23 protein-coding genes and 1 pseudogene are annotated in these 24,642 nt (G+C 37.8%); 1 reads left to right on the forward strand and 23 read right to left on the reverse strand.

All coding sequences use genetic code 11. The features are described from left to right. The 9 genes and pseudogenes from RYP29_RS05035 to RYP29_RS05075 all read right to left on the reverse strand — a co-directional run. A pseudogene (locus RYP29_RS05035) lies at positions 1-100 on the reverse strand (bile acid:sodium symporter family protein); the annotation flags it as partial. 100 nt (positions 101-200) lie between these two features. Then, positions 201-1,661 (reverse strand): glutamate--tRNA ligase, encoded by a 1,461-nt coding sequence (gltX, locus tag RYP29_RS05040; protein ID WP_311532530.1) that lies wholly within the window; start codon positions 1,659-1,661, stop codon positions 201-203. Positions 1,662-1,663: 2 nt separating this feature from the next. Continuing rightward, positions 1,664-2,836 (reverse strand): 2-C-methyl-D-erythritol 4-phosphate cytidylyltransferase, encoded by a 1,173-nt coding sequence (ispD, locus tag RYP29_RS05045; protein WP_311532531.1) that lies wholly within the window; start codon positions 2,834-2,836, stop codon positions 1,664-1,666. Then, complete coding sequence (locus RYP29_RS05050) at positions 2,829-3,977, reverse strand: PIN/TRAM domain-containing protein (protein WP_302943241.1); 1,149 nt, start codon at positions 3,975-3,977, stop codon at positions 2,829-2,831. The genes ispD and RYP29_RS05050 overlap by 8 nt, the downstream gene beginning before the upstream one ends. A 70-nt stretch (positions 3,978-4,047) precedes the next feature. Next, positions 4,048-5,424: a DNA repair protein RadA gene (gene radA, locus RYP29_RS05055; protein ID WP_311532532.1), complete on the reverse strand. Its 1,377-nt coding sequence runs from the start codon at positions 5,422-5,424 to the stop codon at positions 4,048-4,050. 155 nt (positions 5,425-5,579) lie between these two features. Next, positions 5,580-8,030 carry an ATP-dependent Clp protease ATP-binding subunit gene (locus tag RYP29_RS05060; protein ID WP_311532533.1) on the reverse strand — a complete coding sequence of 817 codons (2,451 nt, stop codon included), beginning with the start codon at positions 8,028-8,030 and terminating at the stop codon, positions 5,580-5,582. A gap of 156 nt (positions 8,031-8,186) precedes the next feature. Further along, a complete protein-coding gene (locus RYP29_RS05065; RefSeq protein ID WP_311532534.1) occupies positions 8,187-9,251 on the reverse strand; it encodes a protein arginine kinase in 1,065 nt (354 codons plus the stop codon). 10 nt (positions 9,252-9,261) lie between these two features. Further along, complete coding sequence (locus RYP29_RS05070) at positions 9,262-9,801, reverse strand: UvrB/UvrC motif-containing protein (protein WP_311532535.1); 540 nt, start codon at positions 9,799-9,801, stop codon at positions 9,262-9,264. 6 nt (positions 9,802-9,807) lie between these two features. After that, positions 9,808-10,287, reverse strand: a complete 480-nt coding sequence (locus tag RYP29_RS05075; RefSeq protein ID WP_005378713.1) for a CtsR family transcriptional regulator — start codon at positions 10,285-10,287, stop codon at positions 9,808-9,810. Between the two features lie 270 nt (positions 10,288-10,557). On the opposite strand from RYP29_RS05075, the gene RYP29_RS05080 reads away from it, so the two are divergent. Further along, a complete protein-coding gene (locus tag RYP29_RS05080) occupies positions 10,558-11,064 on the forward strand; it encodes an S-adenosylmethionine decarboxylase family protein (protein WP_005378718.1) in 507 nt (168 codons plus the stop codon). Between the two features lie 106 nt (positions 11,065-11,170). On the opposite strand, the gene RYP29_RS05085 is transcribed toward RYP29_RS05080, so the two are convergent. The 14 genes from RYP29_RS05085 to rimI form a co-directional block, all read right to left on the reverse strand. After that, positions 11,171-11,854: an HAD hydrolase-like protein gene (locus tag RYP29_RS05085; protein ID WP_311532536.1), complete on the reverse strand. Its 684-nt coding sequence runs from the start codon at positions 11,852-11,854 to the stop codon at positions 11,171-11,173. A gap of 2 nt (positions 11,855-11,856) precedes the next feature. Beyond that, positions 11,857-12,282, reverse strand: coding sequence for a Fe-S cluster assembly sulfur transfer protein SufU (gene sufU, locus RYP29_RS05090; protein WP_005378700.1), 426 nt, complete (start codon positions 12,280-12,282; stop codon positions 11,857-11,859). Positions 12,283-12,293: 11 nt separating this feature from the next. Further along, positions 12,294-13,523, reverse strand: coding sequence for a SufS family cysteine desulfurase (locus tag RYP29_RS05095; protein ID WP_311532537.1), 1,230 nt, complete (start codon positions 13,521-13,523; stop codon positions 12,294-12,296). Between the two features lie 11 nt (positions 13,524-13,534). Next, complete coding sequence (locus RYP29_RS05100) at positions 13,535-14,581, reverse strand: SufD family Fe-S cluster assembly protein (protein ID WP_311532538.1); 1,047 nt, start codon at positions 14,579-14,581, stop codon at positions 13,535-13,537. Positions 14,582-14,590: 9 nt separating this feature from the next. Continuing rightward, a complete protein-coding gene (sufB, locus tag RYP29_RS05105; protein ID WP_005379968.1) occupies positions 14,591-16,000 on the reverse strand; it encodes a Fe-S cluster assembly protein SufB in 1,410 nt (469 codons plus the stop codon). A gap of 8 nt (positions 16,001-16,008) precedes the next feature. Beyond that, positions 16,009-16,752, reverse strand: coding sequence for a Fe-S cluster assembly ATPase SufC (gene sufC / locus RYP29_RS05110; protein WP_005378715.1), 744 nt, complete (start codon positions 16,750-16,752; stop codon positions 16,009-16,011). Positions 16,753-17,025: 273 nt separating this feature from the next. Continuing rightward, complete coding sequence (locus RYP29_RS05115) at positions 17,026-18,282, reverse strand: diaminopimelate decarboxylase (RefSeq protein WP_311532539.1); 1,257 nt, start codon at positions 18,280-18,282, stop codon at positions 17,026-17,028. Between the two features lie 56 nt (positions 18,283-18,338). Beyond that, positions 18,339-18,758, reverse strand: a complete 420-nt coding sequence (locus RYP29_RS05120; protein ID WP_311532540.1) for a DoxX family protein — start codon at positions 18,756-18,758, stop codon at positions 18,339-18,341. A gap of 229 nt (positions 18,759-18,987) precedes the next feature. Next, a complete protein-coding gene (gene groL / locus RYP29_RS05125) occupies positions 18,988-20,613 on the reverse strand; it encodes a chaperonin GroEL (protein WP_311532541.1) in 1,626 nt (541 codons plus the stop codon). Positions 20,614-20,712: 99 nt separating this feature from the next. Beyond that, positions 20,713-20,994: a co-chaperone GroES gene (gene groES, locus RYP29_RS05130; protein WP_004696047.1), complete on the reverse strand. Its 282-nt coding sequence runs from the start codon at positions 20,992-20,994 to the stop codon at positions 20,713-20,715. A gap of 226 nt (positions 20,995-21,220) precedes the next feature. After that, the gene (locus RYP29_RS05135; RefSeq protein ID WP_270524007.1) at positions 21,221-21,790 is read right to left on the reverse strand and encodes an ANTAR domain-containing response regulator; all 570 of its coding nucleotides are present in this window, start codon (positions 21,788-21,790) and stop codon (positions 21,221-21,223) included. Further along, the gene (locus RYP29_RS05140; protein WP_311532542.1) at positions 21,791-23,158 is read right to left on the reverse strand and encodes a sensor histidine kinase; all 1,368 of its coding nucleotides are present in this window, start codon (positions 23,156-23,158) and stop codon (positions 21,791-21,793) included. Between the two features lies 1 nt (position 23,159). Next, positions 23,160-24,194: a tRNA (adenosine(37)-N6)-threonylcarbamoyltransferase complex transferase subunit TsaD gene (gene tsaD / locus RYP29_RS05145; protein ID WP_311532543.1), complete on the reverse strand. Its 1,035-nt coding sequence runs from the start codon at positions 24,192-24,194 to the stop codon at positions 23,160-23,162. Beyond that, on the reverse strand, positions 24,191-24,640 hold the full coding sequence (gene rimI, locus RYP29_RS05150; protein WP_311532544.1) for a ribosomal protein S18-alanine N-acetyltransferase: 450 nt from the start codon (positions 24,638-24,640) through the stop codon (positions 24,191-24,193). The genes tsaD and rimI overlap by 4 nt, the downstream gene beginning before the upstream one ends. Between the last annotated feature and the right edge of the window lie 2 nt (positions 24,641-24,642).

The following is a 24,642-nucleotide window of genomic DNA, read 5'->3' on the forward strand; positions in this document are numbered from 1 at the left end:
TATAAGCTAATACGGCCATCAATAAAACTATCCAAGATAGATAGCTATTGAAGAGATGGTTAATAGATCGAATTAAACTCATCAAAACACTCACTTTCATAAAAATTAAAATAAAATACGCCGATAATTATAGCAAATCTGTACATTATATACAACAAAGGCCCTCACACCATAGGTATGAGAGCCTTTCAATAGTTCTATTATTTAGTTAAAGCACCTACATTGTCTAAATGATGTAAGCATTTTTCTTTACCAAGCAATGTAACGATATTGTTTAAGTCAGGACCATGCATTTGACCAGTCAAGGCAACACGCAATGGCATGAATACAAATTTACCTTTCAAAGCAGTTTCTTTCATAACAGCCTTGATAGCCTTTTTAACGGCTTCTGGTGTAACTTCTTCCATGTCTGCTAATTTTTCTTTGAAAGCATTCAATACAGTTGGCGCAGATTCTTCGTTAAGCACTGCCTTTAACTCTTCTTCATGACCTTCTTCGAGGAATACTGTTTCCCCCATGAACATGCCTACATGATCTTTAATTTGAGCACCAAAGCTAATATGATCACGGAATGTAGAACAAAGTAATGTTAACCAATCAATATCAGATTGATTCAAGCTATCTGGAGCTAAACCAACTTCTTTTAAATGTGGCAAACAAAGGTGGAATAATTCTTCATCGCTCAAGTTTTTCATGTAATGGAAATTGATGTGGTTTAATTTATCGATATCAAATACAGCTGGGTTCTTAGCAACGCGATCCATGGAGAAGGCTTGAATTAATTCATCTTGTGTAAAGAATTCTTCTTCACCTTCTGGAGCCCAACCAAGAAGTGCCAAGAAGTTTACTAATGCTTCTGGCAAGTAGCCCAATTGCTTATATTGATCAACAGATGTAGCACCATGACGTTTAGACATCTTCTTATAATCTTTGCCAAGAATCAAGGAGATATGACCAAATGTAGGAATTTCCCAACCAAGTGCTTCGTAGATAGCCATTTGACGAGGTGTATTGGATAAATGTTCTTCCGCGCGAATAACGTGAGTAATTTTCATCATATGGTCATCCATTACAACGGCAAAATTATATACAGGGATACCATCGGATTTTACGATTACAAAGTCACCTACACCATTGGACTCGAAGGATACATGACCACGAACCATATCATCGAATGCATAGGTTTTATTCAAAGGTACGCGAAGACGGATAGTTGGTTTTCTACCTTCTGCACGATATTTTTCTTTTTCTTCTTCTGTAAGATGGCAACAATGACCATTATATTTAGGGGTTTCACCGCGTTCCATTTGCGCCTGACGTACTTCATCAAGCTCTTCAGCTGTACAGAAGCATTCATAAGCTTTGTCTTCATCAAGTAAGCGTTGTGTTACTTCATTATACAAATCAAGACGTTCTGTTTGACGATAAGGGCCATTTTCACCACCTACGTCGATGCCTTCATCCCAATTCATACCGAGCCATTGCAAAGATGCTTTAATATTTTCTTCACTTTCACGAGTAGAACGAGATAAATCTGTATCCTCTATGCGAAGTACAAACGTACCTTTTTCCTTACGTGCTAATAGCCAGTTGAACAAAGCGGATCGAGCACCGCCAATATGAAATGGACCTGTTGGACTTGGCGCAAAACGTACCTTCATAATTAAACCTCTCCTTCATATACGGAAACTACTGCCTGTGCTGCAATGCCTTCACGGCGACCGATGGCGCCAAGCATTTCATTGGTAGTAGCCTTAATACTAATGCGATCTAATGGAATTTCTAAAACAGATTGTAAATTAGCCTTCATCGTATCGATGTGTGGCTTTAATTTTGGCGTTTCAGAAATAACCATAATATCTATATTATAGGCTTCTAAGCCTCTTTCTTTCAACAAGGAATTCACATGTTTTAATAAAATCATGCTAGAAATCCCTTTATATGCATCATCTTCTGGTGGAAAATAGTAGCCTATATCCTTTAAACCAGCAGCACCAAGTAAGGCATCCATCAGCGCATGAATCAATACATCTGCATCGGAATGACCATCGGGTCCAACAGGCGATTCGATATGAACACCGCCCAAAATACAAGGTCTTCCTTCCTTCAATCGATGAATGTCATATCCAAAACCTACGCGCATCTGTTGCTCCTTGATTCCTAAATACCGTTTAGCCACCGCTATATCGTTTGGTGTAGTAACCTTAATGTTCTCATAATCGCCATCTAAAATGTACACATCTTTACCGATATATTCAACTAAGGACACGTCGTCCGTTCCCAAATAAGCATCACGCTTAGCCGTTTCTTGAGCTTCTTTAAATATATTTTTTAGGAAACCTTGTGGCGTTTGAATATTCATCAACTCGTTACGATTCAATGTTTCTAAAACCTGTCCATCGATATCAACACGCTTAATCGTATCTGTAGATGGTACGCCTATAGTCACAGCACCATGAGTTTCGGCCTCTTCAATGACACGTTCAAATAACTCTGGCTTTGCTAAAGGTCTAGCTCCATCGTGAACGAGGACAATATCCATATCATCGCTAACCGCTTGTAAACCTGCATATACAGAATCTTGCCGCTCTTTGCCACCTGTGATAATTTTAATTGATTTTGAAAGCCCTAATGATGCAATATGCTGCTCCATATAGGCTGCTTCGCCATCAGCAACAACGAGAATGACTTCACTCACTGCTTTAACTTGTTCAATGTTACTTAACGTCCATTGAATAATCGATTTATTGCCAAGTTTAATGAAAATTTTGTTCTCATCATGACCCATCCGGCGACCTGCACCGGCAGCTAATACGATACAGCTAACCTTACTCATGCTTACCTCCATCTACACGCGCAAAAATCATACGACCTGCACTGGTTTGTAAAATGGATGTAACCATAACCTCAACCTCTTGACCTACATATGGACGACCATCTTCTACGACAATCATAGTCCCATCATCTAAGTAGGCAACGCCTTGTTGAATCTCTTTACCTTCCTTCATCACTTGTACGCGAATCCATTCACCTGCAATGAGGGCTGGTTTTAAGACATTGGCTAATTCGTTTAAATTTAAAACCTTAATACCTTGTACACGAGCCACCTTATTGAGATTAAAATCATTTGTCATAAGCTTCCATTGTTTCTCTAAAGCTAATCGCATGAGTTTAGAGTCAACTTCGTGTAGATCATCATAGTCATCTTCTACAATTTCAATAGATACCAGTTTTGCATCCTGCATTTCTTTTAAAATATCTAACCCACGACGGCCACGATTTCGTTTCATCGCATCTGCGGAATCAGATATGATTTGTAACTCATTTAAAACAAAGACAGGAACTATCAATGGGCCATCAATAAACCCAGTAGCGCACAGCTCCTTAATACGCCCATCAATAATAACAGAAGTATCTAATAACTTTGCAGTTGAATTTGAGTCACTGGACTTGTGAGATCCAAACATGTTGAAGCCTCTACTTTTTTTAGTCCCCGCTTCACTGCGTTTCCATTGCTTTAAATAGTTAAGATACATTTCAGGTCCCTTACGGGCCATCAAACGTACACCGCTATAGCCAAAAATGGCACTTAAGATGATTGAAATATACGGTCCAATAATAGGAACCTGATTGAATGCTGCACCAATTAAATTAGCAATAATAAGACCAAATAATAAACCGATGGTGCCTGCAATCAATTCTTGGTTAGGAATATGTGTTAATACCCGTTCCAATCGTCTAGCAATGACTAAACCTTGTTTTAAAATAAAGGACGAAATAAAATAGCCTATTAAAATACCAATTATCGTACCAAGCACAATAACTGAAATACGTGCTACAGTGAGCGACATATCTCCAAAGCTTGCAAATTGAGATACTAAATAAGGATCAATAATAGGGGCTAAATTGTCCATACCTACGTATGCGGCCGTACCGATAAGGATAGCAATCACATACCGTAAAATGCCATAAATCATGGCATCACCTCCTTCAAATACCATAGAGTTTATACTCAATGTATTAGCCTTCTATGAACTATAACATGTATTAAGAAAATGCGAGTTGCATCGCTTGTGCAATTGACGTAACGCCACGGATTTGAATAGACTTATCATCGTGCTTAATTTGCTTATAATTCCCTTCTGGGATAATAAACTTTGTAAAGCCCAATTTCTTAGCTTCATTAATTCGTTGTTCTATGCGTGGGATACTACGAACATTACCGGTCAATCCAACCTCTCCAAGAATCACCATGTCATGAGGCACTACGCGATTTTTTAAATTGGATACAATGGCAACGGCCATCGATAAATCACAAGCCGGTTCATTAACCTTTAACCCACCGATTACATTGACGTAGACATCCTTATTGCCCAACGTAAAGCCGCAGCGTTTTTCCAATACTGCTAGTAGCACAATTAGACGATTCAAATCATAGCCAATAGCCGTACGCCTTGGCATTCCAAAGGCTGTTGTAGCTACCAAACTTTGAACCTCTACCAGAATGGGACGAACCCCTTCAAGATAAATCATGACCGCACTACCACTTTCATCATCTGCTCGTTCAGCTAACAAGGACGCCGACGGATTAGCCAGCTCTGCTAAACCATCTTCAATCATGGTAAAAATACCGGTTTCCGATGTGGAACCAAAACGATTTTTGATGGTTCGTAATATACGGAACTGATAGGAACGTTCCCCTTCAAAATAGAGTACTACATCCACCATATGTTCAAGCATACGAGGGCCTGCAATATTGCCTTCCTTTGTTACATGACCAATGATAATGGTGGGAATATTCTGTTCTTTACAAAACCGTAATAAACGCGATGTACACTCACGAACTTGACTAACACTACCAGGTGCGGCTTCGATATCTGCAGTAAACATTGTTTGTATGGAGTCGATGACCAGTAATGATGGTTTTTGATCTAATGCGACCTCAAGAATATGGTCTAAATCTGTATCGGCTATAACATGTAATCGTTTGCTATTAATATGTAATCGTTCCGCTCGCAATTTTAATTGTAATTGTGATTCTTCGCCAGATGCATATAAAACAGTACCAACTGTATCGGCCACTTTTTGAGAAACTTGTAAAAGCAGTGTTGATTTACCAATACCAGGGTCACCACCTAATAACATTAATGCACCGGGCACAATACCGCCTCCAAGCACTCTATCTATTTCCTTATAGGTCGTAGGAATTCTAGACACAGCTGACATCTCAATATCTGGCAATGCCACGGGTTTAGTCGTATTGGTGCCCACCCCACGCACAGATGGTGTACGGCTATGTTTAGTATCTTTCACCACTTCTTCAACCAGTGTATTCCATTCACCGCATTGAGGGCATTTTCCCATCCACTTGGCAGATTCAGCACCACAATTATTACAAAAGAAAACTGTTTTTACCTTTGCCATACAACCCCCATGAAAAGTAAAAGGTCATGAATGATAATTCACTCATGACCTTTTGTGCATAATTTATACTACGGTCAACTATTATCACTAATAGTATACCATTTTGACATTAAATTTTACATAAAAGACTGTATGAAAACAATATCTATTCCCAATTATTTAGAAGCTTTTACCACAATGTGTTCATCTTCTACATCGGCCTTGATGATAGCTCCTTCAGGAGCATTACCTTGTAAAATAAGATCTGATATAGGATCTTCAATTAACCGTTGAATAGCTCGTTTCAATGGACGTGCGCCCATTGAGAAATCAGATCCTTCTTTCACAAGCAAATCCATAGCAGCTGGTGAAATTTCTAGTGATAATCCCATATCACCAAGACGTTTTACTACAGTATCCATTAAAATTGTAACAATTTGTTTTAAATCATTTGACGTTAAAGCATGGAATACAATCATTTCATCTATGCGATTCAAAAATTCAGGACGGAAATGGCGCTTTACCGAATCCATAACAGATTTTTTTGCTTCCTTAAAATTAACAACACTGACATCTTCAGTGTTGCTATCAGCCTTCTTAGCTGCTAAAAATCCTAGTTCAGGTGAATCCTTACGCAAAGCTTTAGCACCTAGATTACTCGTCATGATGATAACAGTATTTCTAAAATCAACAGTACGACCCTGACTATCTGTTAATCGACCATCATCAAGAACCTGCAATAAGATATTAAAGAAATCTGCATGAGCCTTTTCTACTTCGTCAAGTAAAATTACGCTATATGGTTTGCGGCGAACTGCATCAGTTAATTGTCCACCTTCTTCATAACCAACATAGCCTGGAGGCGCACCTACTAAACGCGATACAGTATGCTTTTCCATATATTCGGACATATCTAGACGAATCATCGCCGTCTCATCACCAAATAAGGCAACAGCTAGGGCACGAGCCAATTCGGTTTTCCCAACACCAGTAGGTCCTAAGAATAAGAATGACCCAATAGGACGTTTAGGATCTTTTAAACCAGCTCTAGCGCGGCGAACAGCCTTAGAAACGGCCACAACAGCCTCATCTTGACCAATGACACGTTTATGAAGCTCTTCTTCTAGATGTAATAATGATTCAGATTCTTCCTGTGCGATTTTAGAAACAGGAATCCCCGTCCATTGTGCTACAACAGAGGCGATATCTTCGTCAGTCACAACTAACTTAGCATCGCTATTTTCCTTAGCCGCTTTTTTCTTATCGTTGATTTCCTTTTCAATGCGCTTTTCTTCATCGCGCATCTCAGCCGCCTTCTCAAATTCTTGAGCTGTTACAGCAGCTTCTTTTTCCTTTTTTACATCTGCTAATTGTGTCTCTAATGCTTTCACATCGGGTGCGGCAGAAAACACTTTCATCCGCACCTTAGATGCTGCCTCATCGACAACATCAATAGCCTTATCCGGCAAGAACCGATCCGTAATATAACGACTGGATAGTGAAACCGCGGCTGCCAATGCTTCGTCGGTAATCTTTGCCTTATGGAAGGCCTCATACCGATCACGTAACCCTTTTAAAATTTCAAGTGCATCTTCCTCTGATGGCTCACCAACAAGAACAGGTTGAAATCTGCGTTCTAAAGCAGCATCTTTTTCTATATGTTTTTTATATTCATCCAAGGTTGTAGCGCCAATCACTTGAAACTCACCACGAGCCAATGCAGGTTTTAAAATATTCGCAGCATCCATAGCGCCCTCAGTAGCACCAGCGCCAACTAATGTATGAATTTCATCGATGAATATAATCATATCGTCATGTTTTTGAACTTCATCGATTGCTTTTTTCAATCGTTCTTCAAATTCACCACGATATTTTGCACCGGCTAGCATGGAACTGATGCTCAATGAAATAATTCGCTTATTACGCAAAATTTCTGGTACATTACCATTTACGATGCGCTGAGCCAACCCTTCTGCAATAGCCGTTTTACCTACACCTGGTTCACCGATAAGCACCGGATTATTTTTAGTGCGGCGGCTCAAAATTTGAATGACCCTCGCAATCTCTTTATCTCGACCAATAACGGGGTCAATTTTACCTTGCTTAGCCGATTCATTTAAATCTGTGCTAAAATCAGCAAGTTCACCTAATGAACTATTGTCTTTCCTATCTTCCCCACTATGACTAGCGCTGTCAGAAGATCCGAGAATTGTTCGAATCGTATCCACAATATCATTTGCACGAATATTATGATTGCGCAATATACCTACTGCTACGCCACCACCATCGCTCAACAGACCTAATAGAATATGTTCTGTCCCCACATAATTGTGGTTCATATGATTAGCCACTTCAACAGCTAACTCCAGCACATGTTTTACACGGGGAGTCATATAGACGGAACTAGCCTTCTTATTACCTCGTCCTATATGCTCTTCAACATCTTCAATAATAGTCTCTGCACTGAGACCAAGCTCATTAAGAGCCTTTGCGGCAACACCATTTTTAACCTTTATGAGCCCGATGAGTACATGCTCCGTTCCCACATAGTCATGCCCTAGTTCTAAGGCCGCTTCTTGGGCGAAGGATAACACTCGTTGTGCATCATCTGTAAATCGTTGCATCATATGTATTACCTCGTTCGCAAACATCAGTTTGCGCTCTTTATATAAACTTCATTCATGAAATGAAGGTACATTTTATCAATCTATATAAAATGGAATTTCTTGAATATCTCCATGAATAGTATTCTTAAATACCATAGAAAACAGGAAAATCACTTATTATTTTTGTGAAAGTTTTTCTCTAATAACTGTTGCTCTATAATTATCACATTCTTGAGGACTTATCTCTTCTTTTCCCATATATTTAAGTAAAAAATTAGGTCTTGTAATAGCCACCAACTCATTAAAACTATCGTTCGACCATGCTGGTAAGATATTTAAATCTACACCTAATTGAACATCGCTTAATTTTTCTAGGGACTCCTGACCACTTATAGACCTTGCATATCGCAATATACCATAGGACCGCCACAAATGATCTTCAAGACCATCTTTATCATTGTGCACCAATGTTTGACGACATTTTCGCTCTTCTGCTATGATACCTTCTACAATTTTCGTCAATTGCTCAATGGTATCGGCTTCGCTAATGCCCATCGTACGTTGATTAGACACCTGATAAATATGACCTAATGCGTCAGAACCTTCGCCATATAAACCGCGCACAGAATAACCAAGCTGAACAATACTCCGAACAAGACGATTAATGCGTCTAGTCATTGCTAATGCAGGAAGATGAAGCATAACAGAGGCGCGTAAACCGGCACCCACATTCGTTGGGCATGCAGTTAAATAGCCAAAAGATTCATCAAACGCAAATGGTTGCTTCTCATCAATAGCATCATCAATGCGTTCTGCATGGTGAAAAGCATCTATTAAATTCAGGCCCGCCTCCATAGTTTGTATGCGCAAATGGTCCTCTTCATTAACCATAATTGCTACCGATGCGTCATCGGATACAAGTAAGCTACGATATGGCATTTTTTCAGCCATAACAGGACTAATCAAATGTTTTTCCACAAGAATGGCACGCTCTATATCGGACAATTTATCAAGACTAATACAGTAATAATCTTGATTGTCGGAATCTTTTAACGTAGTAACTAAACCACGTGCAATGGAATCAACATGATGTAGAGCGACTTCATCATTTTTATTGGTAAATAATGTGTCTCTGAAATTCCGAGCTAATCGTATACGACTAGAAATAACGATATGATCTGAATCGGATGGCGTATGTTGGAGCCATTTACTAAGGGCTGCATCTAATATATTATCAAACATACTATCCTCCTCAATTCTCTTTACTATCGACCTTCGATTCTAAAGCTTTGATTTTATCTCTAATTTGAGCTGCTTCTTCAAAGTTTTCATCACTTATGGCCGTTTCTAATTGACGTCGTAATTGCTTAATTTCATATTGTGCTTTAAACACATTATGCCCTTGGTTTGGTACGCGTCCTTCATATTCAACTGACCCTTGAATGCGTTGAACCAATGATGCAATCTGATTTTTAAAAGTTTCGTAACAACTAGGACATCCAAATTTCCCAAATCGATTAAAATCTTCAAATGTATTTCCACAATTTGGACAGCGTTTCATCTGCTGTGATTGCAACATATGGTCTGGGTACACCATATTTTTGAAAAAATCATTGGAGAAAAAGTCATTGTCCCAAATATCATTTACGAAAGAACTAAAGGGAGATAACTTACCATCTTTTTGTAATTTATTAGCACAGGACGAACATAAATGTTGTTCTGTTTTTTGATTATTGACGATATTTGTCATATGCACTGTTGCTTCGTTTGTATGGCAATGATCGCATTTCATATGACATCACTCCTTCCGCAATGTCTCTATCATGGATGCATAAAGATTGCGAATAGCATCATTTCTAGATTCATAATCTACATGTTCAATGATGCTGGCAAATGAATTATGCATCATTTGAGCCTCGCGCTTTGTAATTTTATTATCTTGTAACAATTGAAATAAAGATTGATCAACATCGCGTAAATCGATTAACCGTTCCACGCGATTTGGACCTTCATAGATATGATAGGTTGTCACTGCTGGTACCATATTAGAAGATTCTGGTTGCAACTTACGAATTCTAATATATCCACCTAATCCACGTCTAGATTCAACATCAAATCCTCGTTCATTAGAAAAACGCGTACTCAATACATAGCTAATCTGAGATGGTGCACAATCTAATTCATCGGCCAACTCATTTCTCTTTAAAATCAATCTTTCTTGTTCTTCTGTTAATTTATTAAGTATAAATTTTTCTATTTTATCAGCTATAACGCTCATAATAACACCTCTTTATAAATTTATCTCTTAATTTGTCTTTTTGTTCTTTTAATATAGCTTTATTATATTTGACTATTTGACTATTGTCAAATATAAAGTCAAATTTTTATAAATTATTATTTGACTATTACCTAAATACGTAAATTTATTACATGAATTGCCCCAACAAATCAATGTATGTACGTAAATGTTTCTACGAATAGACTAATATAAGAATTCAATGTATAATATTAAAGATATAATAACGTATGTACGAAAGAAGGTGCTACAATGGCAGATGCATTAGGTCATCAATTATTACTAGATTTATACTCTTGCAATGAAGAATCCCTCTCTTCCGCTGCAGCCGTACAAGAAAGTGTAGCTGCTGCATTTGAGTTAGCAGATATTGAATTAGACGAAATTAACTATCAAGTTATGGATGATGAAATTGTCGTTCTTGCTATTGCAAAACAATTTCACTTCACATTACATGCGTATCCGGAATTGGGTTATGTAGCAGTTGATTTATTCGCCTTCAATCGTACTCTACCACTTACACAATTTATGAAATCCTTACGTCAATCATTTGGCTCTGAAAAGGTAAAAGCAACCACTGTCCAACGTGGCGATTTTGGTAACGAACGCGATATGAAACCGCGTCGCAAAACCAAAATTACAACACTTGGTCGTGTATTCCGTACACGTATCCAATTAAAACAAACTGGGGGAAAACTCAAAAAACAAAGCGCTAAGGTTATCAAATCATTAGCTAAAAAAAGTGGCTTAAAAAAATAACATAAGAAAAATCTAAAAGACCTTGCTCAATACGAACAAGGTCTTTTTACTGCGTCAAAAAGGCTAGAGACGAATCTCTAGCCTTTTAATATGAACATTAATAGTCTTATCTACGAACAAGCATTTCCTCTAAGTCCAAGGTCATAACAATATCATCTACATCATCGCAAAGATATTCTGCATTTGCATCGTTTAACTCTGTTTCGGTACCATATCCATAGGTAACACCTATAGATATACAACCTAATTCATTGCCTGACTCAACATCGTATTTTCTATCCCCTACCATGTATACGAGACGACGTCCCGTATCATCAGTTAATGGATTACCACACAATTCGATAGACTTTTGTAGAATCTCTTTCTTATGAACCAAGCCTTCTTTGTAATTGGCTCCTACAATGACATCAAAGTATTGTGTAATAGAAAAATGATCTAAAATCTCGCGTGCATAAACTTCTGGCTTAGCCGTAGCCAAGGCCACAGTATAATGTTCATTTTTAACCTTGTCCAATAGGTCGATGATATTAGGATACAATTGATTTTCGAATTTACCAATGGTACCATAGCGTTCACCAAACTTTTTATATACTTTTTCGGCTTCTTCTAATGCCATGCCACAGTGTTCTTGAAATGAATCTACAAGTGGAGGGCCTAAGAATAATAACAATGTTTCATGAGGTGGAATTTCATATCCAAAGGATTCGAGTGCATATGTGACACTCTTCAAAATTCCTTCTTCTGAATCTGTTAAGGTTCCATCCAAGTCAAAAATAATGGTCTTATTCATAATTATTTCTTTAAAGCCTCTTTTAATGTATGCCATGCTAATACAGCACATTTTACACGAGCAGGCATATTAGAAATATTTTGTAAGGCCATAGCATCTTCTAAATCTTCAAGCTTAGATTCGTCAGTAACCTCTTTTTTTATCATACCCAAGAATAATTCTACCAAACGCAATGCTTCTTCTACAGATTTACCCTTGATAATATCAATCATCATGGATGCTGAAGCTTGGCTGATAGCACAACCAGAGCCTGTGTAAGCTGCATCTTTAATAATGCCATCTTGTACATCAATTTGTAGCGTCAAATCATCACCACAACTTGGATTGTGGCCATGTTCGGAAGCAGTAAATTCACTTAACTCACGTTTATTACGCTTATCTTGATTATGTTCCAAAATAAGTTCCGTATACAATTGATCCATTTCCATGTGAATGTCTCCTAATCTTTAAAGCCCATTACCGAACGGACAGTTTTTAATACTTCTAAGAATGCATCTAAATCTTCTTTACGCGTGTATAAATACATGCTGAGGCGTGTAGATGCAGCTACGTGAAAGAATGCGCCCAAAGGTTGTGCACAATGATGTCCAGAGCGTACACAGATACCTTTAGAATCAAGGATAGTCGCTACATCATGAGGATGTACATCATCTATTGTAAAAGCGATAACGCCATGTTTTTCACGAGGGTTTTGAGATCCCAATACGTGAACATGAGGGATTTCAAGCATCTTAGGCAATATATAGGATACCAATTCTTCTTCATGTGCCTCAATAGCATCCATGCCGAAAGATTCGAGATAATCAATAGCGGCATGTAATGTTACAGCACCGTGAGCATTTGGTGTACCAGCTTCGAATTTATATGGTAGTTCATTGAATGTAGTAGATTGTTCTTTTACATATTCAATCATATCACCACCGAGTAAAAATGGTGGCATTTTTTCGAGTAATTTTCGTTTCCCATAGAGCACACCAATACCTTGAGAAGCGCACATTTTATGACCAGAGAATACGAAGAAATCACAGTCCAAGGCTTGTACATCCACCTTCATATGAGGTGTAGACTGAGCTCCGTCAAGAACGACAATAGCCCCTACAGAATGAGCTTTTTCAGTCAATTCTTTCACAGGAAATTCCATGCCAAGAACATTGCTCACATGGGCAAATGCCACAATTTTAGTACTTTCATCAATCTTATTGATTTCACCATCTTTCAAATGGCCCGATTCATCTAAGTACATATACTCTAATATAGCACCTGTTTTCTCAGCAACATATTGCCATGTAACAAGATTGGCATGATGTTCTGCAACAGTAATGACAATCTTATCACCTTTTGTAACAAAATTAGCGCCATAGCTATGAGCGATTAGATTCATCGATTCCGTACTATTACGGGTAAAGACAACCTCTTCTCGCTCACGGGCATTGATAAACTCAACAACGCGGTCACGTGCATTTTCATACGCTTCCGACGCTTCAATAGCGAGGATATGAGAACCGCGATGTGGATTACCATTGTGATGAAGCATATGGTCTGTAAGGCGATCCATTACCATTTGAGGAATTTGCGCCGTTGCACCACTATCTAAGTAGATAAGGCGATGACCATTATGTTCTTTATGTAAAATAGGAAAATCCTTATATGCTTCTGTAATAGGTCTCATAGTCAATCCTCTTAAATCTTATTACGTACTGCAGTCAAAGCAGCTTCTTCAATCACGTCATCACCAATGCGATCGATGATTGGTCGAATCATTGATTCTACAATAATATGTTTAGCTTCTACTTCACTAAAACCACGGCTCATGAGGTAGAACAATTTATTTTGATCAATTTGTCCTGCACTAGCTGCATGATTACCTACTACATTATCTTCTTTACACAATAACAATGGTAGAGAAATAGATTTAACAGTAGGATCTAACAATAAACATGTATCTTCTTCAGCACCTTCAGAGGCAACAGCACCGCGAAGGAAATCCAATGTACCACGGAAGGATTTTTTAGATGTATCGCTTAAGGCACCTAATGTATGAATATCACTAAAAGATTTTTTACCACCATGTGTCATGAGCATAGCAATATCAAATTTTTGTTCCTTATTGCCTAAATAAGCAATATCGTGAACGATTTTACTAGATTCACCTTGTAAATCATGTTCATAGTTTAGGAAGTTTTCTTTGCCACCAATTTCTACATTGATGTATTCCACATCGGCATTATCCTCTAGTTTTGTATAGCGATGTTCGATATGCTGTACAGTTTCGTCTAAAAGATTTACTTTTTTAACGACAATCTTGGCATTAGATTTTACATCGTATTCATTAAGATATTGAATATTAGTCGCCTCTTTTGTACCGCCATCTAAGAAGAATTGTACTTCTACTTGCGCATCTTCTTCGACGATAAATTGGAAACGACTGGCAATACGTGCGCTCGCATCAATGCGAATACCTACCACTTCTTTTACCTTAGCAGGCACATGGATACGATAGCCTTCAGCTTCGCTTACAAGCTTAGCTACAGCCTCACCATTAGCACCTTTATAGTTTGTATTCATCAAAGCTGTACCAGCTGGCAATGGGCTTATAATGGCATCATTACCTTTTACCAATACAGATGTAGTTGTTTCTGATTCTCCCCAAAGACTTGCTGGAGTATGGTTAACACGCAACCATCTAAAGGTAGGTCTAGGAAGTTCATTAAATAGTAATTCGCTCATAGTACCTCCTTAACCGATAGAACCTTCTAATTCAAGATTGATTAGATTATTCATTTCAACAGCATATTCCAATGGCAATTCTTTAGAAATTGGTTCTACGAAACCACGAACAAGCATTGCGCGAGCTTCTTCTTCACTAATACCACGCGTCATAAGGTAGAAAATAGCTTCATCAGAAATACGGCCAATCTTAGCTTCATGACCTAAATCGACATTATCATTTTCTACAATAATAGCTGGAATTGTATCGGATTGAGAAATTTCATCCAACATCAAGGATTCACAGGATACAGTTGCTTTTGCATGTTCTGCATTAGGACCAATTTTCAACAGGCCACGATAAATAGCAGCACCACCGGATTTGGAGATAGATTTAGAGTTTACATTACTTGTCGTATATGGTGCATTGTGAACCACCTTACAACCAGTATCAAGGAATTGACCTTCACCGGCAAATGTTACGCCTGTAAACTCAGCATGAGCACCTTCGCCATTAAGAATACTCATTGGGTACAAACAGGATACGTGAGAACCAAAGGAACCAGATACCCATTCAATAGTACCGCCTTTACCTACAACACAACGTTTTGTATTGAGGTTGTACATATTCTTAGACCAGTTTTCAATTGTGGAATAACGCAATGTAGCGTTATCCTTAACGAACAATTCTACTGCGCCTGCATGAAGATTGGATACATCGTATTTAGGAGCAGAACAACCTTCGATAAAGTGTACCTTAGCACCTTCTTCTACGATGATCATCGTATGTTCGAACTGACCAGCACCTGGTGCATTCAAACGGAAATAGGATTGCAATGGAATATCCACTTGCACGCCTGCAGGAACATATACAAAGGAACCGCCAGACCAAACGGCACCATGAAGAGCTGCCCATTTATGATCTGTAGGAGGAATTAATGTCATCCAGTATTTTTTTACGATTTCTTCATGTTCATGAAGCGCTGTTTCAATATCAGTATAAATTACGCCTTGTTTTACAAGATCTTCTTGAATGCTGTGATATACGACTTCGGAGTCATATTGGGCACCTACACCTGCAAGAGATGTTTTTTCTGCTTCTGGAATACCGAGGCGATCAAATGTGCTCTTAATATCGTCAGGTACTTCATTCCAATCGCCCTTCATATCTACTTTAGGCTTTACATATGTGTAAATATGTTCCATATCTAAGCCAGAAATATCAGGAATCCAATTAGGAATTTCCATACGATTGTAAATCTCTAAGGATTTCAAACGGAAGTCAAGCATCCATTCCGGTTCATTTTTATTAGACCAAATTTCACGGATAATATCTTCTGTTAACCCAGCATCAGCAATATAGGAATACTCAAAATTATTCTTTATATCATAGACACCACGGTCCATATCCGCAACTTGGGTTTTCTTTCTTTCTTCCATGTTGCCTCCTATGCTAATGCTTTGTATGCGTCGTAACCTTTTTCTTCAATTTCACGAACCAATGAAGCATCACCAGTCTTAACGATTTTACCGTTGATCAAAACATGTACAAAATCAGGTTTTAATTTTTGTAAAATTTGATTGTGGTGAGTAATGATTAATACTGCATTATCTTCATTGTGGAAACGATTAACACCTTCGGATACAATGCGAACAGCATCAACGTCAAGACCAGAGTCAGTTTCATCAAGAATAGCCAATTTAGGATTTAAAATAGACATTTGAAGAATTTCATTTTTCTTGCGTTCCCCACCGGAGAAACCTTCGTTTACATAACGTTGTGCATAGGATGTGTCAAAGGACAATTCATCCATTTTTTCTTTCAATTCTTTTTTGAAAGCCAACGCGCGTACATTTTCACCTGTAATTGTAGATTTTGCAGTACGGATGAAGTTTTCTACAGTAATACCAGGAACGGAAATCGGGCTTTGGAATGACATAAAGATGCCTGCTTTTGCACGATCATTTACAGCATCTTCTGTGATATCCTTGCCATCAAATACGATAGAACCTTTATCGACTGTGTACAATGGGTTACCCATAATAGCATTTGCCAATGTGGATTTACCTGCACCATTCGTACCCATTACGACGTGAATCTCACCTTTATTTATTGTTAAATTAATGCCTTTAAGAATTTTCTTCTCTTCTACAGACACTTCCAAATCTTTAATCTGAAGTAATTCAGCCAAAATATTTCACTCCTTCGTATCAGATAATCTGATTATATGATTAAAACTTTATAGTCACATAGAAAAACGGCGGTACGCACAAGGGTGATACCGCCGTATTCTCTCGCCACTTTAGCAAGTATGTGCATAACAATCTATACTCATTATACATTCTTATCTAAATGATAGCAAGATATTCCTACTAAAATATACAGGAATTAGAAAAAATCCCTATATATCCATATATCTTATAGTTTATTAATAGTAGTTCTCAACTCTATTTAATTCTCAATATTATAAATCGGAGAAATCCAATGTGCCAAACAAGTCATCGTATGTTTCAGCGCGACGAATTTGTGTAACGGAACCATCTTTGTGCAACAACAATTCAGCAGAACGTAATTTACCATTGTAGTTAAAGCCCATCGAATGACCATGTGCACCTGCATCATGAATGATGATACGGTCACCAATATCAATTTTTGGCAATTCTCGTTGAATAGCAAATTTATCATTATTTTCACACAAGGAACCAGTTACATCATACACATAATCTTTAGGAGCATTTTCTTTACCCATTACCGTAATATGATGGTAAGAACCATACAATGCTGGACGCATTAAATTCGCCATGCAAGAATCTAAACCGATGTAATGACGATAGATATCCTTTTTGTGAATAGCTGTGGAAACAAGATATCCAAATGGGCCTGTTACCATACGACCACATTCGTAGGCCAAAGCAATATCCTTAAGACCATTGCCTTTAATGATTCGATCATAAGCTTCATGAACACGTTCGCCCAATTTTTCAAAGTCAACAGGTGTTTGTTCTGGCTTATATGCTACGCCTACACCACCACCAAGATCGATAAATGCAACATCGATGCCTAATTTTTCTTTAATTTCTACAGCAAGGTTAAAGCAGATTTCAGCTGTACCTACCAATCCATCAATATCAAGTTCATTGGATACAACCATAGTATGTAAACCAAAATGTTTTACACCCTTTGCTTGTAATTGCTTATATGCCTCAAATACTTGCTCACGAGTCATACCGTATTTTGCTTCCTCTGGAAGGCCGATAATCGTATTGCCCCCTTCTTTCAAAGGACCTGGATTATAACGTACGCAGAATGTATCTGGTAGAGATCCGTGATGTTTTTCTAAGTATTCAATATGAGTAATATCATCTAAATTGATGATAGCCCCCATATCTAACGCCTTTTTATACTCTACATAAGGTGTGTCATTGGATGTGAACATAATGTCATGTCCAGTGATACCTACCTTTTCGCATAGAAGTAATTCGGCTAAGGAAGAACAATCAGCGCCTACCCCTAGTTTTTGCAATACACGCATAATATATGGATTTGGAGTAGCTTTCACAGCAAAATATTGTTTAAATCCCTTATTCCAAGAGAATGCAGAGATAAATCTCTTCATATTATTAACGATACCTTCTTCGTCATAAATATGAAACGGAGTCGGATAGTTAGCAATAATTGCTTCTAATTGTTCAGATGTAAATGGAACTGTTTTTTGATTCATAATAACCTCTCTACATAGTAAAAGACTCATCTATGATGAGTCTTCTAATCAACTGATTATTTAAATAATGCCTTATCTAAACTATATCGACCTGCACCAGCAAAGAACAGCATGACAGCACCAAAGCCCATTTGCGATGGATAATCCCAACTAAAGAAATTGCCGTTAAGATTCAATATGGTCGCTACCGCCAAGGTACCTACAACTAGAAGCGTGCCAATACGTGTAAACAGGCCTATAATAAGAAGAATACCGCCGACCATTTCTGCATAAGATGCGATGGTACCTAATATAACCTCAAAGCCACTTGGCACACCTAAGGCGGACAACATGGCCCCTACCTTATAAAGACCTTGTTCACCACTTACATATTTTAAGTATCCATGATAGAACATGGAAATACCTAATGCAAGGCGATAGAATAAAAGCCCAAAATTAATATAATCAGGTTTACTTTTAAATAAAAAGTTCAACATAGTAACACCTCTTTATTATATAGATATTTTTAGATATAAAAATTATATGCTATATAATAGTGTCTGTCAAACAAAGACTCTTATATGAAATTCTATAGAATTATATCATAAATTACTTATGAAATCAATTTATCAAGACTCATTCTAAGAATAAAAAATCCTAATGAATGTAGCAATCTACATTCATTAGGATTTTAATATATTATCTATGTATCGCTAAAGCAGTTGATTACATCATACCGCCCATGCCACCCATTGGAGGCATTGCAGGAGCAGCAGCATTTTCTTCTACTTTATCAGCTACGATTGTTTCAGTAGTCAATACAAGAGAAGCGATGGATGCAGCATTTTGAAGAGCAGAACGTGTTACTTTTGCAGGATCCACGATACCAGCTTTTACCATGTCCATGTATTCTTCAGTCAAAGCATTGAAACCTACGCCAGCTTCAGTATTTTTAACTTTTTCTACTACAACGGAGCCTTCAAGGCCAGCATTGTAAGCGATTTGACGAAGTGGTTCTTCTACTGCACGTTTTACAAGGTTAATACCAGTTTGAACATCACCAGTAGCTTCCAATGTGTTTAATGCAGGGATGATATCGATGAATGTAGTACCACCACCAGCTACGATACCTTCTTCAACAGCAGCACGAGTTGCGTTCAATGCGTCTTCGATACGAAGTTTTTTATCTTTCATTTCAACTTCTGTAGCAGCACCTACTTCGATAACTGCAACACCACCAGATAATTTTGCAAGACGTTCTTGTAATTTTTCACGGTCGAATTCAGAAGTTGTTTCTTCTACTTGTGCACGAATTTGGCTAACGCGTTTAGCGATTACGTCTTTATCGCCTACACCATCGATGATTGTAGTTTCATCTTTAGTGATGCGAACTTGACGAGCTGTACCAAGATCAGTAAGTTCTACAGAATCAAGTTTACGGCCCATATCTTCGGTAATTACAGTACCACCAGTTAAGATTGCGATATCTTCAAGCATAGCTTTACGACGGTCGCCGAAACCAGGAGCTTTAACAGCTACAGCTTTGAATGTACCACGCAAACGGTTAACTACCAATGTAGCCAATGCTTCGCCTTCTACATCTTCAGCGATGATAAGAAGTTCTTTGCCTACTTTTACCACTTTTTCAAGTGTTGGTAACATATCAGCGATAGCACTGATTTTACGGTCAGTAATCAAGATGTATGGATTATCCATAACAGCTTCCATACGGTCAGGATCAGTTACCATGTAAGGGGAAATGTAACCACGGTCAAATTGCATACCTTCTACTACGTTTAATGCAGTTTGCAAGCCTTTAGATTCTTCTACAGTGATAACGCCATCGTTACCTACTTTTTCCATAGCTTCAGCAATTAAGCCACCAATTTCTTCGTCAGCAGCAGATACACTTGCAACTTGAGCGATTTCAGATTTACCAGAAACTTTAATGGAACGTTTTTTAATTTCTTCAACCAAAGTTTTAACTGCTGTTTCAATACCTTTTTTCAAGATCATTGGGTTAGCACCAGCTGCGACGTTGCGCATACCTTCTTGGATCATAGCTTGTGCCAATACTGTTGCAGTAGTAGTACCATCACCTGCTACGTCGTTAGTTTTAGTAGCAACTTCTTTTACCAATTGAGCGCCCATGTTTTCAAATGGATCTGGAAGTTCGATATCACGAGCAATAGTTACACCATCATTTGTGATTGTTGGGGAACCGAATTTTTTATCCAATACAACATTACGGCCTTTTGGTCCTAATGTAACTTTTACAGCATTTGCCAATTGATCAACGCCACGACCTAATGCACGACGAGCTTCTTCATTAAACAAGATTTCTTTTGCCATATGTATTACCTCCTAGATAGTAACACTATCCAATGTAAAGAAATATATGCCCTAAGGCAATATAGAATGTATCATTAACATGTATAGCCTTGAAAGCTATTATAATACTGCTAAAATATCGCGTTCGCTAATAATCAAGTGAGTAGCGCCATCGATTTCTAATTCGCTACCAGCGTATTTTGCAAACATAACAGTATCGCCAACTTTAACTTCTGGAGCTACACGTTGACCATTGTCATATACTTTACCAGCACCTACTGCTACAACAACACCTTCTTGAGGTTTTTCTTTTGCTGTATCAGGAAGGAAGATACCACTTTTAGTTTTTTCTTCTTTTGCTTCTAAACGGATAAGAACGCGGTCAGCTAATGGTTTTAACATATGATGTCACTCCTTATTTACTATGTATTATTCATAATTCATTAGCACTCTAACTTATCGAGTGCTAATCACATGTATTATTATAACCTATGTCAAAATAATTGCAAGTATTAATTTTGATTTTTTGACTTTTTAGTTTTTACAAGTACTAATTCATATAAAATAACCTTCTATATAAGCTTTTATATCTTATATAGAAGGCTATATATATTGACCTATAGTTTTTTTAACTAGACGATGCTTGTTGAATGATTAGCTTACATATGCTGACAATAGACTCTCGTTTCTTCATACTTAATTGCCGAATTCGATTATATGATTCGTCCTCCGTAATTTTATATAAATCCATAAGAATGCCTGTCGCTTTTTGTATTATTTTTCGTTCTTCTAGAGTTTTCTCTAAATCAGCCATTTGTTGACGTGATTCTAAATCATCTAAAAATCGACCACATGCCATTTCTAATGTTGGAATCAGCTGCTCTTCTCTGACAGGTTTTATTAAATATCCATATACACCAGATTCACGAGCTTTTGTCACTAAATCCTGTTGACTATAACTAGTTAGAAGTACAACAGGTGCCAAGTGGTTAAATCCAATTTGACGAGCTGCTTCTATACCATCTAGCTCAGGCATTTTCACATCCATTAACACCGCATCAGGTTTTAGTTCTTTACACATCGTAATAGCTTCAACACCATTCGATGCTTCCCCAACCACTTCATGTTGTTCAGATTCTAGAATATCTCGCAAATCCATGCGGATTAAAGATTCATCATCAACGATTAAAATACGCATTTATTGCTCCTTATGAATACGAATTGTAACAATAACCCCAACATCACCATTTTCAATCGTCATATGACCTTGTAGCTCGTGAGTCACCAAATTATTAATAATTTGCATGCCTAATCGCTTACTTTTAGCCATATCAAAATCACGAGGCAAACCTTTACCTGAATCTGTAAATACTAGTGCAATAGTATCATTCATACTGGATACAGATAATGAAATTACACCATCAGTCCCATCCAACCCATGCACAATACTATTAGAAATCAGTTCATTGAATACAAGAGAAATATAACTGGCTTGATGAGATGAAATGATACAATCGTCTCCATGATAGCGAAATTCTACATGTTGATTACTATTTACCATGCTCTGGCGTAATAATCGGCACAATTCATCATATATAGATCGTATAGAAATATAGTCTTCATCATAGTGAGATACTAAATCATGGACAAGGGCCATACTTTCAATACGGGAAATACCCTCTTGTAATGCCGATTTTACCTCTGGTAAATCAGAGCGCCTCGCTTCCATCCGTAGTAAACCTGCTACTGTTTGTAAGTTATTTTTAACACGGTGATGTATCTCTTTAATAATGGAATTTTTAACTAGTAGTTCTTGTTGCTGTTTACTTTCACGGGTACAATCGTGAAGTATTAAAAAGCAACGACATTCATTGCGTCCCATCGGAATAGGAATCAAATGCTGTCTTAGTACCATATTATGATAGATTTCTTCGGATACAAAATCATTTCGTTCATCTATGACACGATGAATAGCAGATATTTTTAAAGAACTACCAAAAATAGATGTGCCCACCAACCGCCGATCAACACCGACAATATCCGCCAAGTGTAACGCCGTATCATTGCCGTACAGGATAGTCCCATTTTGGTCAAAAATGATGAGCCCATCCAAATACGATATAGGCTCATATTCTTTAATTTGTTCATCTGTGGCCGTCAACATCAATCGTTGCATCGTATCGGCTACGATAAATCCTCGTTTACCTTCCATACCATTGGCAGGCGCTATATAAGAGAAGGAAATGCCTCCTATAGTCTTACCGCCATTATCGACAATAGGAAATAGATATTCAAATCCATTTTGTGTGGATTGTTGAAAGCTTTCACCAGTGGTGATTAGTTTTTTCCACATATCAGAACTAGGTATGCGTGATGTAACTAATGAGTCATTAGACTCATATATACACATCATGTCATCATTCGCAATCTCTGTAAACAAAACAATCTTATGTTTACTCACCGATTGGCCAAAGCGAATCATATGACTAATATGAACTAGTAGGGCTGCTTGCAAACTAGATAGATTTGTTTCCTTAACAAGTTCATCATATATATGTACAGTCATACTAGTTACCTTCTACCCATGCAACGGTACCAATTGGCACACTAGGCTTAGCATTTAAATGTAAATCGCAGAATTTTCCGGCTTGTGCCATATAGTAAGCACGGCATCCAATCATAGCCGCATTATCAGTAGCTAAAATTTTACCTGGTTTATAGTACGTAAATCCTTCTTCATTACACATATTCTCTAATGCTACTTGTAAGCCTTGGTTAGCAGATACACCACCAGCAATGGTTATTTTAGTTTCCCCTAGTGTATGAGCTGCATCCTTAGTTTTTTCTACTAGAACCTCTACGATAGCCTTTTGAAAGGAGGCCGCCACATCAGCCTTATGTATGTCTTCACCCTTTTGGGATTTACTATTTAAATAATTTAGAACAGCTGATTTTAAGCCACTAAAGCTAAATTCAAAATTCCCCGGCTCACTAAGGGCCTTCGGAAACTCAATAGCATTTGGATTGCCCTCTGTTGCTAATGCATCAATATGAGGTCCTCCAGGATATGGAAACCCCATAACGCGGGCAATTTTGTCAAAGGCTTCTCCTGCCGCATCATCCCGTGTTTGTCCTAAAATCTCGAATTCTTCATAGCCTTTCACATGAACTAGCATAGTATGACCACCGGATACAACAAGACTTAAAAATGGTGGCTCTAATGTAGGATTAGCTAAGAAATTAGCAAAAATATGACCTTCCATATGATGAACAGGTACTAAAGGAATCCCCGTAGCAAAGGATAATCCTTTCGCAGCCGCTACACCAACTAATAGGGCCCCTACTAATCCAGGACCATAGGTAACCCCTATATGATCAATGTCATCCAATGTGACATGAGCATCCGCTAAAGCCTTATCAATTACAGGGATAACTTGTTCTATATGATGACGGGATGCAATTTCTGGCACTACACCACCAAATTTTCGGTGAATTGGCACCTGACTCGATATGACATTAGAAAGTACTGTACGGCCATCCTTAAGTACAGCTGCCGATGTTTCATCACAGCTACTTTCTAATGCTAATGTATATACACTCATTTTCCTTCCTCTTTAACAAGAGACATGATATACGCATCTTCTTTAGGCTCCGAGTAATAATTTTTTCGTATACCTTTTACAGTAAACCCCAATTGTCGGTATAGGGATAAAGCAGATAAATTAGATATACGAACTTCTAAAAAGATTTCATGCATGCCTCGTTTAAAACATTCCTCTATTAATGCACTCGTAAGTTTAGCACCAAAGCCTTGGCGTCTTGCAGATGGACGTATCGCAATATTCGTAATTTGCCCTTCATCATATACGAGCCACGCTCCTGCATAACCTACAACACCATTGGCATCTTCTATGACATAATAGAGTTTCTTATCTTCATTCAGTAATTCTGTTTCTATGGAATCTAAACTCCAAGGAACAGAAAAGCATTCCATTTCAATAGCAAAAATTTCCTTTGCATCCTCAATCGTTGCTCTACGGACTGTCATGT

The organism is uncultured Veillonella sp. (assembly GCF_963534045.1).
Lineage (GTDB): Bacteria > Bacillota > Negativicutes > Veillonellales > Veillonellaceae > Veillonella.